The following is a 12,037-nucleotide window of genomic DNA, read 5'->3' as shown; positions in this document are numbered from 1 at the left end:
TGTGCGGATTGTTCACCGACGGGGAGGACCACGGCCGTATGCGCCGCGTCACCGCAATCACCACCGCTCTGCTGACCGTCACGCTCACCGGGACGGCCCTGGCAGGCTGTTCGTCGTCGGACTCGTCCGACGACAGCGCCAAACCGACCGCGTCGGCCGGGACACCGTCGGCCACGCCGACGACCTCGGCGGTGCCGACGAAGACCGCCAACGGCAGGCTGGACTACACCGGGGACACCACCGGGACCGCCCTGTTCACCTCGGCGATCTCCTGCGAGGTCGTGGCGGGAAAGCTGGTCGGGGTGACCGCCCCCGACAGGACGGACGCGTCGGCGCCGAAGTCCCCGTCGTTCATCGCGACGACCGGCGGCCTCCAGAAGCTGGCGATGCTCCAGCCGACGGCCACCGACTCGTACTCCCAGCGGTCGTCCGGCAGCGTGACGGCCGCCAAGAGCGCCGGGACCTGGAAGGTGACGGCGAAGGACCTCGTCATCGCGGGCAACCACGGCGACGACAGGAAGTCGATCACCGTCAACGGCTCTCTGACCTGCACCAAGCTCACCGGTCAGTGAGTCGGTGCGCCGGTGCGCCGGTGCGCCGGTGTGTCGGTCCGCCGGTGCGGCCGTAAGGCCGTGATGCCGTGATGCCGTGAGTCAACGCGCGGACCGCCCGTGCGGCCCGTCATCCTCCGGGACCGGGCCGCACAGGTGCACGCCGCAGGGGCGGCTCACCCCACCGAGGAGTACGCGACGACCCCGCGTCGCAGCCCGTCGACCGCCCGGCGGGCGTTGCGGCGGACCGGGCTGCCCTCCGGAGCGGCGTCGCTGATCTGGCCCAGGACGTCGATGAGCTGCTTGCACCAGCGGACGAAGTCACCGGCGGGCATGTCGGCGTCGGAGAGGACCGCGTCCAGGCCGTGGCCCGAGGCCCAGCGGTAGGCGGGCCAGGCGAAGCCGAGGTCGGGCTCGCGCTGGCCGACGCCCTCGGCCTGGTTGATGTGGTGGGACTCCTCCAGCGCGTCGAGACGGCCCCAGATACGGACCATCTCGCCGAGGGCTTCCTTCGCGTTGCCGGTCGGCAGCTTGGGCGCGACGGCGTCGTCGGCCTGCCGGGTCTCGTAGACCAGCGCCGAGGCGCAGGCCGCCAGTTCGGCCGGGCCGAGGCCGTCCCAGACGCCCTCGCGCAGGCATTCGCTGGCGAGCAGGTCCAACTCGCCGTAGAGCCGGGCGAGCCGCCGCCCCTCGGGAGTGACCTTCTCGGCCTGGAGATAGCCCAGTTCGGTGAGCAGCGCGCAGATCCGGTCGAAGGTGCGGGCGATGGTGTTGGTGCGGCCCTCGATGCGCCGCTCCAACTGCTGGGTGTCGCGCCGCAGCCGGTGGTAGCGCTCGGCCCAGCGGGCGTGGTCCTCGCGTTCCTCGCAGCCGTGGCAGGGGTGCGCGCGGATCGCGGTACGCAGCCGGGAGATCTCGGTGTCGTCGGCCGCGGCGGCCCGCTGCTTGCGGTGCCGTGAGGGTGCGGCCCAGCCCGCGGTGCCCGCCTTGGAGCGCATCGCGGAGGCGAGGTCGCGCCGGGACTGCGGGCTGCGCGGGTTGAAGGACTTGGGGATCCGCATCCGGTCCAGCGCCTCGACGGGAACGGGGAAGTCTATCTGCCCGAGCCGCTTGACCTGGCGCTCCGCGGTGAGCACCAATGGGCGCGGGCCGTCGGCGAATTCCTCGTTGCGATGCGGGTGGCCGTTGGAACGGCCCGCGGGGACACCGGGTTCGAGGACCAGCGCGAGCCCGGCGTACTTGCCCGCGGGGACGTGGATGATGTCGCCCGGCTTCAGCTTCTCCAGCGCGTCGGAGGCCGCGGCGCGGCGCTGCATCGCGCCCTGCCTCGACAGTTCCGACTCGCGTTCCTTCAGCTCCCGCCGCAGCCGCATGTAGGCGTCGAAGTCGCCGAGGTGGCAGGTCATCGACTGCTTGTAGCCGTCGAGCCCTTCCTCGTTGCGCTGCACCTGCTTGGAGATGCCGACCACCGAGCGGTCGGCCTGGAACTGCGCGAAGGACGTCTCCAGCAGCTCGCGCGAGCGGTGCCGCCCGAACTGCCCGACGAGGTTGACCGCCATGTTGTACGACGGCTTGAAGGACGACCGCAGCGGATACGTACGGGTGCCCGCGAGTCCGGCGACCGCGCCCGGGTCGAAACCGCGCTGCCAGAGCACCACGGCGTGGCCCTCGACGTCGATGCCCCGGCGGCCCGCGCGGCCGGTGAGCTGGGTGTACTCGCCGGGGGTGATGTCGGCGTGGGTCTCGCCGTTCCACTTGACGAGCTTTTCCAGCACCACGGAGCGGGCGGGCATGTTGATGCCGAGCGCCAGCGTCTCGGTGGCGAAGACCGCCTTGACCAGGCCCTTGACGAAGAGCTCCTCGACGACCTCCTTGAAGGTCGGGAGCATGCCCGCGTGGTGGGCGGCGATGCCGCGCTCCAGGCCCTCGAGCCATTCGAAGTAGCCCAGGACGTGCAGATCCTCGTCGGGGATGGCGCGGGTGCGCTCCTCCACGATGGCGCGCACCTGGGCGCGCTTGTCCTCGGTGTTCAGCCGCAGGCCCGCGTAGAGGCACTGCTGGACGGCGGCCTCGCAGCCCGCGCGGCTGAAGATGAAGGTGATGGCGGGCAGCAGTCCTTCGTTGTCCAGCCGGTCGATGACCTCGGCGCGGCTGGGCGTCCACACCCGGCTGCGGGCGCGCCGCTCCCGCTCGCGGTCGGCCTCGCGGCCGCGCTTGGCCCGCGGGTGGTAGCTGCGCTGGTTCTCCATCCGCGCGAGCCGTTCCAGATCGGCGTTGACCTCGCGGCGGCCCTTGCCGTCGGTGGCGCCGGCCTTCTCCTCGAAGAGGTCGTACATCCGGCGGCCGGCCAGCACGTGCTGCCACAGCGGGACCGGGCGGTGCTCGGAGACGATGACCTCGGTGTCGCCGCGGACGGTGTCGAGCCAGTCGCCGAACTCCTCGGCGTTGGAGACGGTCGCGGAGAGCGACACGAGGGTGACGGACTGCGGGAGGTGGATGATCACCTCTTCCCAGACGGCGCCGCGGAAGCGGTCGGAGAGGTAGTGCACCTCGTCCATCACCACATAGCCGAGGCCGTCGAGGGCGGCGGAGCCGGCGTACAGCATGTTCCGCAGGACCTCGGTGGTCATGACGATCACCGGCGCGTCGCCGTTGACGCTGTTGTCACCGGTCAGCAGGCCGACCTTCTCGGCGCCGTAGCGCTTGGCGAGGTCGCTGTACTTCTGGTTGGACAGGGCCTTGATGGGCGTGGTGTAGAAGCACTTGCGGCCCTCGGCGAGGGCGAGGTGGACGGCGAACTCGCCGACGATGGTCTTGCCCGAGCCGGTCGGGGCGGCGACGAGGACGCCGCTGCCCGCCTCCAGCGCCTGGCACGCCTCGACCTGGAAGGGGTCGAGGCCGAACTCGTACATCTCACGGAACTGGGCGAGGGCCGTTGCGTTCTCCGCTGCGCGGCGACGGCTGGCGGCGAAGCGCTCGGCGGGCGACATCTCATCGAGCGCCATCTCATCTGCGGACTTCTCATCGGTCATCTTGGCTCCGAGCCTACCCGCCACCACTGACACGGCACGTGATCTTTATTGCCGCTATACCCGTCGAGCGGCCGGATCAGGCCCGCCGCGGCGGCCGGATCGGGCCCGCCACGCCGACCGGATCAGGTCCCCCATGGGGCACCGCGCACCCGCGCGTGAACCGGCTCAGACCAGCAGCCGTACGGCCTTCGGCACCGTCTCGGCGACCAGCGGCAGCGGGCCGATCCGCTCGCCGTCCGCGTAGCCGGTCACGCCCTGCGCCGGGTCGACGTCCAGCCGGACGCGGGCCGCGCGGTGCACGGTGACGACCGGGTGGCTCGGGTGGGTGCCCCGGTAGACGCGGGGGAAGACCCGCAGCAGGGTGGTGCGGCTGCACGGGCCGACCACGCACACGTCGAAGAGCCCGTCGTCCATCACCGCGTCCGCGCAGATCCGCATGCCGCCGCCGTACGACGAGCCGTTGCCGACGGCTATGAGCGTGGCCTCGATCTGCCGTTCCGGCGCGTCGTCGAAGGTCACCCGGTACGGGATCGGCCGCAGCGCCGCCAGCTCCGCGAGCATCGCCAGGTCGTAGCGGAAGCGGCCGACGGGCCAGCGCATACGGTTGCCGCGGTCGTTGACCCGCGAGTCGAAGCCGGAGGCGAGGACGGTGCCGAACCAGCGCTCCCCGGTCCTGCCCAGGTCCAGCGCCCGGCTGCGGCCGTCCCGCAGCGCCTCGGCGATGCCCGTACCGGCCGCCGCGGCGTCCCGGACCGGCAGGCCGTTGACCCGCGCGAAGTCGTTGCCGGTGCCGACGGCGACCACGCCGAGCGGCGTGTCGGTCCCGGCGACCGCCTGGAGGGCCAGCGAGACCATGCCGTCACCGCCGACCGCGACCAGCGCCCCCGTACCGCTGTCGACGGCCTGCCGGGCGCGGGCCAGCGCGTCGGCCGCGTCCTCGCCCACGACGGTACGGACGCCGTAACCGGCTTCGCGGAGCGCGTGGGCGGCGGGCTGGGCGGCGCGGGCGCCCCGGCCGCGTCCGGCGACGGGATTGACGAAGAGGGTGATCTCGCTGGTCACGCGCGGACCCTACCGGACAGCCGCCCCCCACCAGTAGCGGTGGGGGGCGGCGGTGTCAGGGGCCGGCCGGGCGGTCGGGCGCTCAGGTCGCGTCGTCGTAGCCGTCGTCGACGCGCTCGCCGGTCCGGTCCTCGTACGGCTCGGCGGCGATCTGCTCCGGGACGTGGTCCAGGGTGGACGCCTCGTCCGGGTCGAGGGCGTAGTCCGGGTTCGCTTCGAGTCGGCGCTTGCGGCGGCTGTCGTTGAAGAAGCAGATGCCCATGGCGACGAAGTACAGGAAGACGATCGGCGCGGCCAGCAGGCACATGGTGAGCGGGTCGCCGGTGGGCGTGGCGACCGCGGCGAAGACGGTGATGCCGATCACCATGCCGCGCCACCAGCCGAGCATGCGACGGCCGCTGACCATGCCGGTGAAGTTGAGCAGCACCAGCACCAGGGGCAGTTCGAAGGCGAGACCGAAGACGATCACCATGCGGACGACGAGGTCGAGGAAGTCGTCCAGGGCCAGCAGGTTGGTGGTGTCGTCCGGCACGAAGCCGATCATGATCCTGGCGGTCTGCGGCAGGATCGCGTAGGCCAGCCAGGCACCGGCGAAGAAGAGCGGGACGCCCGCGCCGACGAAGCCGAGGGTGTACCGCTTCTCGCTGCGGTGCAGACCGGGCGCGAGGAACGCCCAGAGCTGGTAGAGCCAGACCGGCGAGGCGCAGAGGATGCCCGCCATCAGCGAGACCTTCAGCGCGATGGAGAAACCGCCGAGCAGACCGTTGACGGTCATCTGGGCGCAGGGCTGGCCGTTCTTCTGGTGCGTCGCACCGTCCACACAGCCGACCGACTTGAGGATCGGGTGCTGGAAGAAGTGAATGATGTCCTTGTAGACGAACGCCGCCACGATCGTGACGGCCAGGATCGCCAGGACGGACTTGGCCAGCCTGTTGCGCAGCTCACGCAGGTGGTCCGCGAGGGGCATCCGCCCCTCGGGGTCCTTCTCCTGCTTGCGGGCAGTCTTGAGCACCCACGTCCTCGTCTCGTGCGGCAGCCGCCCGGCTCGCGGTCGGCTTCGTCCTTCAGCAGAGGGTCAGGTCAGGCCCGGGGCGTGCGGTCCGCCGGCTCGGAGACCGGACGGGCGCTCGTGGTGTCGCCGGGCGCGGCCTGGATGGTGCGGGGTGCGGCCTGCTCCTGGGGAGCCGGGGCGGCGGTGGACTCCGCGGTGCCGGAGTCGTCGTTCTTCATCGCCTTGGCCTCGCTCTTGAGGATGCGCGCCGACTTGCCGAGCGACCGGGCCATGTCGGGCAGCTTCTTCGCGCCGAAGAGCAGGACGACGACGAGAAGGATCAGGACGATCTCTAGGGGCTTGAGATTGCCGAGCATAAAATGTCTACCTTCTCACCGGTGGGCGGCGTGTTCCGTGACTGCGAGGGCGTGGCGCTCGCGCGTCCGCTTCCGCAGGTGCACGACGATTCGGGCAGGTGCCCGGCCGCCGCGCTGGCTGTGATCGTATCGTGCACCGGTGAACACCGGGGAATGCCCCGGAATCCGCCGGATTGCGACCCTCGCCGCGCTCGTGAGTACGGGCCGCCCGGTCAGCGTACCCCGCGTTCGCGGCCTCGCGGCAGGCTCAGCTTCTGGAGATCTGCCCGGCACGCTCGCTCAACGGGCGGGCGGCGCGCTGTAGACGGTCGCCCGCGGCGGCCAGCGCGTCGGTGGCCGCGGCCACCTGCCGGGCCAGTTCCTGGACGGCGGCGAAGACCCGGACCGCCAGCACCCCGAGCACCAGGAGTCCCGCGGTCGCCAGGCCGACGCAGAGATAGAGCCACCACATGGGCCGCGAGCCTACCGGTTCCGTTTCCGCGCCGACGCCACCCGTACCGGCCTGTTCCGTACCGGCCTGTTCCGTACCGGCCTCTTCCGTACCGGCCTCTTCCGTACCGGCCTCTTCCGTACCGGCCTGTTCCGTACCGCCCCCGTGCGCACCGGCCCCGTCCGCGGCCGCCCGACGTGAACACCCGTCAGTGGGCGTGGAGCCGCATCGTGCGGACCCCGCCGACCGTGAGCAGTTCGACGATCCGCTCCCCCGCCGGTTTGCGGACGGCGGTGTCGCACTCGGGGCAGGTGAAGGAGTAGAAGGTCGTACGCGCCGAGCCGCCGATCGCCAGCAGCAGCGCTCCCGCGGACAGTTCGAAGCTGGTGCGGCAGTGCGGGCAGCCCGCGCGGAAGAGCACGGGCATGGTCATGGGCGCGCAGCCGGACGCCGTGGCCGTCATCGTGATGTCCTCTCACTCCCCGTAGGCGGCGAGCGCCAGCACGGCGGCGTCGCGCGCGTCCCCCGCCAGTTCGGGGGGCGACACGATCCGGCCGTCCTTGCCGAGCCGCAGCGCGAGCCGCCGCAGCGACCCGGGGTCGGGGGTGCGCAAGGTGATGCGCAGGCCGCCGTCGGGCTGCTCCTCGGCACTGTCGTGCGGATAGTATTCCGCGACCCAGCGCCCGCCGGGGCCCACTTCGATCACTACCTCGGGGTCGTCGCCCGCGGGCTGGACCAGGCCCTGCGACAGGTCGCGCGGCTGGAGCCGCGGCGGGTCGGACGGCTCGTCCAGCAGCCGGATCTCCTCGACCCGGTCCAGCCGGAAGGTGCGCCGGTCCTCCGAGAGGCGGCACCAGCCCTCGAAGTAGGTGTGGCCGACGGCGAACAGCCGGATCGGGTCGACCTCGCGCTCGGTCAGCGCGTCCCTGGCGGGCGAGTAGTAGCGCATCCACAGCCGCCGCCGCTCGGTGATCGCCCGGTCCACGGTGGCGAACACGCTGCCCTCGGACTCGAAGGTCACCGAGAGCTGCGCGCTGGCCCCGGCCGCCTCGCCCGCGGCGGCCTCCAGCTTCGCCCCGGCACGCAGCAGCGCCTGCCGGTCGCTGTCCCGCAGGCCCGGCAGATTGGCCACCGCGCGGGCGGCCACCAGCAGCGCGGTGGCCTCGTCCGCGGCCAGCCGCAGCGGCTGCGCCACGTCGTCCGCGGTGCCGGGGTTGTGCCACCAGATCCGTTCGCCGTCGGTGTCGATGTCCAGCAGGTCGCCGCCGCGGAAGCTGGTGCCGCACAGCGGCAGCACATTGAGGTCGCCGATCAGCTCGGCCTCGGTCACCCCGAAGGCCCGTGCCACCTCGCTGACCCGTGCTCCGGGCCGCTCCCGCAGATACGTCACCAGGGACAGCATCCTGCGCGTCTGGTCGATCGCGTTGCTCACGCCGCCGTCCCCCGCCTGTTCTTCGCTTCCGTGCCCGCCCGGCGCAAGGCCGCGGCCGTCGTCCTGGTCCGCCGCCCGGCGGCCCCGCGTGCGTCGCTCACGTCGGCCACGTCAGCCCTTCGCCACGGCGCGCAGCCGGTCCAGTACGTCCGTGCGCAGCTCCTCGGGCGCCAGGACGAGTACGTCGGGGCCGAACTCGGCCAGCCAGGCGTCGAGTCCGTGCCCGTACGGGATCTCCAGCTCGTCCCAGTCGGCGTCCACCGGGGTGGTCGTCACGGCGCGGGAGCGCAGCGGGTAGCCGCTGTCGCGGCGCAGCCGGATGCGGGCGGTCGCGGTGGCGCCCTCGCCCGCCCAGCGGGCCACCGCCTCGCGGACGTCGACGTGCGCGGGCACCTCGGTGGTGAAGGCGCCGCGGGCGCGGACCTTGCCGCTGATCCGGGAGAGCCGGAAGACGCGGACGGCGCCGCGGTCGCGGTCCCAGCCCGCCACGTACCAGTGGCCGCGCCAGCACTCCAGCGCCCACGGCTCGATCTGCCGGGGCTCCGGCCGCGCGGCGTTGGCCTTGCGGTACTCGAAGGAGACGGCGCGCCGCTCGCGGGTGGCGAGCATCAGGGCCTCGAAGGCGGGTTCCGGCGTGGGGATGCGCGGTTCGAGGGCGCTGTGGGTGTCCTCGTACGGGACGCCCGCCGCGCGCAGCTTCTGGAGCGCGCCGCTGGCGGCCTCGGCGAATCTGGCCTGCTGCCAGACCTTGGCGGCCAGCGCGAGCGCGGCGGCCTCCTCGGGGTCGAGGGCGATGTCGGGCAGCCGGTTGCGGTCGCGCCGCGCCAGGTAGCCGAACTCGCCGTCGATGCTCTCCACCGTGTCGATGACCAGACCCAGCTCGCGCAGGTCGTCCTTGTCCCGTTCGAACATCCGGTTGAAGGAGTCGTCGGAGGTGACCTCGTGGTACGCCTCAATGGAGCTGCGCAGCTCGCGTTTGCTGACCGGCCGCCGGGTGTTCATCAGGCACAGTGCGAGATTCATCAACCGCTCAGCCTTGGCAATCGCCATCCCGCACCCTTCGTTCGGCTCTCGTCGCCGACCGTACCGCCCCGAGGTCCCGCGACAAAAGCCGAGGAGCCCCGGCCTGGCAGGCCGGGGCTCCTGTGACGGCTGTGCGGACGGGCCCGATCAGACGGCGACGAGGTCGCAGACGAAGATCAGGGTCTCGCCGGGTTTGATCGCGGCGCCGGCGCCGCGGTCGCCGTAGGCGAGGTGCGCGGGGATGATGAGCTGGCGGCGACCGCCGACCTTCATGCCCTGCACGCCCTGGTCCCAGCCGGCGATGACCTGTCCGACGCCGAGCTTGAACTGGAGCGCGGAGCCGCGGTTCCAGCTCGCGTCGAACTCCTCGCCGGAGGAGAAGGCCACGCCGACGTAGTGGACGGAGACCGTGTCCCCGGCCTTGGCGACCGGGCCGTCGCCCTCCCAGATGTCCTTGATCTCCAGGTCGGCCGGCGGCTCGCCGCCCGGGAAGTCGATCTCGGGCTTCTCGATGCTCACTTCAATGCTCCTTGTGCGTTGCGGGCAACCTGGACAGTCTTACAGAATCGCCAGGATGTCCAAGGAGAAGACCAGGGTGGCGTTGGCCGGGATGTTGCTGCCGCTGGGCGGCGTGGCGCCGTAGGCCAGGTCTCCGGGGGTCACCAGCATGACGCGGCTGCCCGCCTTCTTGCCGACCAGGCCCTCCTGCCAGCCCTTGATGAGCTGCGCGAGCGGGAAGGCGGCGAGCTGACCTGCGGTGTAGCTGGCGTCGAACTCCTTGCCGCCGTCCCACAGCACGCCCTTGTACTGGAGCAGCAGCGTGTCGGTGGCCTTCACCGCGGCGCCGTCGCCCTCCAGGATGTACTCGGAGACCAGCTTGGTCGGCGCCTTGACCTTGGGCACCGTGATGCTGGGCGCCTTGCCGTCCGTGTTGGTGCCGACCTTCGGCAGATTCGCGTCGTTCTGCGGGACGGCCTTGCCCTTGGCGGAGCTCTTGGCGTTGTAGGTCGCCAGCACGTCGATCACGAAGACCAGCGTGTCGGTGCCCTTGATGCCCGCCTGGGAGTTGCCCGAGGTGCCGTAGCCCAGGGCCGGCGGGATCGCCATCTCGACGCGGCTGTTGACCTTCTGGCCGACCAGGCCCTTGTCCCAGCCGGGGATGACCTTCCCCTGGCCGATGACGTTGGTGTACGGCGCGCGGCCGTAGGAGGTGTCGAAGACCTTGGCGGTGTCCCAGATCTGGCCGAGGTAGTTGGTCGTGACGTAGTCGCCCGCGACGATGGCGGCGCCGTCGCCCTGGATGACGGTCTTGACGGCCAGGTCGGTGGACGGGGTGCCGGTGCCCTTGGCGACGGTGGGCTTCTCGCCGAACTTGGTGCCGCCGGTGATGTCCGGTACGGGGCCCGCCACGATCTTCGTGCTGGGCGTGGCGGACGCGGACGGCGAGCCCGAGGTCGAGGGGGATTCGGATGCCGCCGGGTCGCTCTTGCTCTTGCTGTCGTCGCTGCCACAACCGGCGGCGGTGAGCATGAGCGCGGGCACGGCGAGCAGTACGGAGCGTCGGCGCACGGATGTCCTCGGTTCGGATCGGGTTCGGGAACGGCGGCTGGATGCCGTCCCACACCCTACGGCGTGCCACAGGCCCCGTACGAGTTCTGCACGGGGCCTGTGTGCCGTCTGTGACGCCGGGTCATGGCGTGCGCCGGTACGTCTAACCGACAGGTCGTACCGGGATGTCACGCCGCCGGTAGGACATATCGGCTCGCGTACCGGCCTACATACCGGCGATGAGCTTCTCCACCCGGTCGTCGACCGACCGGAAGGGGTCCTTGCACAGCACGGTGCGCTGCGCCTGGTCGTTGAGCTTCAGGTGCACCCAGTCGACAGTGAAGTCGCGGCGCTGTTCCTGCGCGCGGCGGATGAAGTCGCCGCGCAGCCGCGCCCTGGTGGTCTGCGGGGGCACCGACTTGGCCTCGAAGATCTTCAGGTCGGTGCAGATCCGCTTGGCCTGGCCCTTGCGTTCCAGCAGGTAGTACAGGCCGCGGCGGCGGTGGATGTCGTGGTAGGCGAGGTCGATCTGGGCGACCCGGGGGTGGGACATCGTGATGTTGTCCCGGTTCCGGTAGCGCTCGATGAGCTGGTACTTCATCACCCAGTCGATCTCGGTGCCGATCCGGGCGAGGTCGCCGCTGCCGATGGAGTCCAGGGTGCGGCCCCATAGCTCCAGGACCTGCTCGATGACACCGCTGCGGATGCCGCGGCGCTCGCAGAACTCGACGGCCTTGGAGTAGTACTCCTGCTGGATGTCCAGGGCGGACGCCTCGCGGCCCGAGGCGAGCCGGACCTTGCGGCGACCGGTGATGTCGTGGCTGACCTCGCGGATGGCCCGGATCGGGTTCTCCAGGGTCAGGTCGCGCATCACGGTGCCCGCCTCGATCATCCGCAGGACGAGGTCGGTGGCGCCGACCTTGAGCAGCATCGTGGTCTCGGACATGTTGGAGTCGCCGACGATGACGTGCAGGCGCCGGTAGCGCTCGGCGTCGGCGTGCGGCTCGTCGCGGGTGTTGATGATCGGACGGGAGCGGGTGGTGGCGGAGCTGACACCCTCCCAGATGTGCTCGGCCCGCTGGCTCACGCAGAAAACGGCGCCGCGCGGGGTCTGGAGTACCTTCCCCGCGCCGCACAGAAGCTGCCGGGTGACGAGGAACGGAATGAGGATGTCCGCGAGCCGGGAGAATTCCCCGTGCCTGGCGACCAGGTAATTCTCGTGACATCCGTAGGAGTTGCCGGCCGAGTCGGTGTTGTTCTTGAAGAGGTACACATCGCCTGCGATGCCCTCTTCGTGAAGGCGCCGTTCGGCGTCCACGAGAAGGCCCTCAAGGATGCGTTCGCCGGCCTTGTCGTGCGTGACGAGTTCGGTGACGTTGTCGCACTCGGGAGTGGCGTACTCCGGGTGCGAACCGACGTCGAGATAGAGGCGGGCACCGTTGCGGAGGAAAACATTGCTGCTCCGGCCCCATGACACGACACGGCGGAAGAGGTACCGCGCCACCTCGTCAGGGGACAGACGCCGCTGTCCCCTGAACGTGCATGTGACGCCGTACTCGTTCTCCAGCCCGAAAATGCGGCGGTCCATGTC

The 12,037-nt window shown here is 71.2% G+C and carries 12 protein-coding genes; 1 reads left to right on the top strand and 11 read right to left on the bottom strand.

What is annotated here, in order from left to right; all coding sequences use genetic code 11:
• Nucleotides 1–8: 8 nt before the first annotated feature.
• The gene (locus ACIQCJ_RS29725; protein WP_402713062.1) at nucleotides 9–572 is read left to right on the top strand and encodes a hypothetical protein; all 564 of its coding nucleotides are present in this window, start codon (nucleotides 9–11) and stop codon (nucleotides 570–572) included.
• Nucleotides 573–727: 155 nt separating this feature from the next.
• On the opposite strand, the gene ACIQCJ_RS29720 is transcribed toward ACIQCJ_RS29725, so the two are convergent.
• The 11 genes from ACIQCJ_RS29720 to pafA form a co-directional block, all read right to left on the bottom strand.
• Nucleotides 728–3,583 carry a DEAD/DEAH box helicase gene (locus tag ACIQCJ_RS29720; protein ID WP_355332972.1) on the bottom strand — a complete coding sequence of 952 codons (2,856 nt, stop codon included), beginning with the start codon at nucleotides 3,581–3,583 and terminating at the stop codon, nucleotides 728–730.
• A 165-nt stretch (nucleotides 3,584–3,748) separates the two neighbouring features.
• On the bottom strand, nucleotides 3,749–4,645 hold the full coding sequence (locus tag ACIQCJ_RS29715; RefSeq protein WP_355332974.1) for a diacylglycerol kinase: 897 nt from the start codon (nucleotides 4,643–4,645) through the stop codon (nucleotides 3,749–3,751).
• Between the two features lie 82 nt (nucleotides 4,646–4,727).
• Nucleotides 4,728–5,657 (bottom strand): twin-arginine translocase subunit TatC, encoded by a 930-nt coding sequence (tatC, locus tag ACIQCJ_RS29710; protein WP_355332976.1) that lies wholly within the window; start codon nucleotides 5,655–5,657, stop codon nucleotides 4,728–4,730.
• A gap of 68 nt (nucleotides 5,658–5,725) precedes the next feature.
• The gene (gene tatA / locus ACIQCJ_RS29705; RefSeq protein ID WP_188282996.1) at nucleotides 5,726–6,013 is read right to left on the bottom strand and encodes a Sec-independent protein translocase subunit TatA; all 288 of its coding nucleotides are present in this window, start codon (nucleotides 6,011–6,013) and stop codon (nucleotides 5,726–5,728) included.
• A 247-nt stretch (nucleotides 6,014–6,260) separates the two neighbouring features.
• On the bottom strand, nucleotides 6,261–6,464 hold the full coding sequence (locus ACIQCJ_RS29700; protein WP_355332978.1) for a hypothetical protein: 204 nt from the start codon (nucleotides 6,462–6,464) through the stop codon (nucleotides 6,261–6,263).
• A gap of 187 nt (nucleotides 6,465–6,651) precedes the next feature.
• On the bottom strand, nucleotides 6,652–6,906 hold the full coding sequence (locus ACIQCJ_RS29695; protein WP_391046240.1) for a hypothetical protein: 255 nt from the start codon (nucleotides 6,904–6,906) through the stop codon (nucleotides 6,652–6,654).
• A gap of 12 nt (nucleotides 6,907–6,918) precedes the next feature.
• A complete protein-coding gene (locus ACIQCJ_RS29690) occupies nucleotides 6,919–7,845 on the bottom strand; it encodes a WYL domain-containing protein (protein ID WP_355333585.1) in 927 nt (308 codons plus the stop codon).
• A 141-nt stretch (nucleotides 7,846–7,986) separates the two neighbouring features.
• Complete coding sequence (locus ACIQCJ_RS29685; RefSeq protein ID WP_355332982.1) at nucleotides 7,987–8,925, bottom strand: WYL domain-containing protein; 939 nt, start codon at nucleotides 8,923–8,925, stop codon at nucleotides 7,987–7,989.
• 120 nt (nucleotides 8,926–9,045) lie between these two features.
• Nucleotides 9,046–9,417 (bottom strand): FKBP-type peptidyl-prolyl cis-trans isomerase, encoded by a 372-nt coding sequence (locus tag ACIQCJ_RS29680; RefSeq protein WP_188282992.1) that lies wholly within the window; start codon nucleotides 9,415–9,417, stop codon nucleotides 9,046–9,048.
• A 39-nt stretch (nucleotides 9,418–9,456) separates the two neighbouring features.
• The gene (locus ACIQCJ_RS29675) at nucleotides 9,457–10,467 is read right to left on the bottom strand and encodes an FKBP-type peptidyl-prolyl cis-trans isomerase (RefSeq protein ID WP_355332984.1); all 1,011 of its coding nucleotides are present in this window, start codon (nucleotides 10,465–10,467) and stop codon (nucleotides 9,457–9,459) included.
• A gap of 205 nt (nucleotides 10,468–10,672) precedes the next feature.
• Entirely contained in the window at nucleotides 10,673–12,034 is a 1,362-nt protein-coding gene (pafA, locus tag ACIQCJ_RS29670; RefSeq protein ID WP_355332986.1) for a Pup--protein ligase, read from the bottom strand.
• Nucleotides 12,035–12,037: the final 3 nt, after the last annotated feature.

The sequence above is a fragment of the Streptomyces sp. NPDC093221 genome (assembly GCF_044753885.1).
Classification (GTDB): domain Bacteria; phylum Actinomycetota; class Actinomycetes; order Streptomycetales; family Streptomycetaceae; genus Actinacidiphila.
The sequence above is the reverse complement of the archived record's forward strand: the minus strand, read 5'-3'. Positions and strand labels throughout refer to the sequence as shown.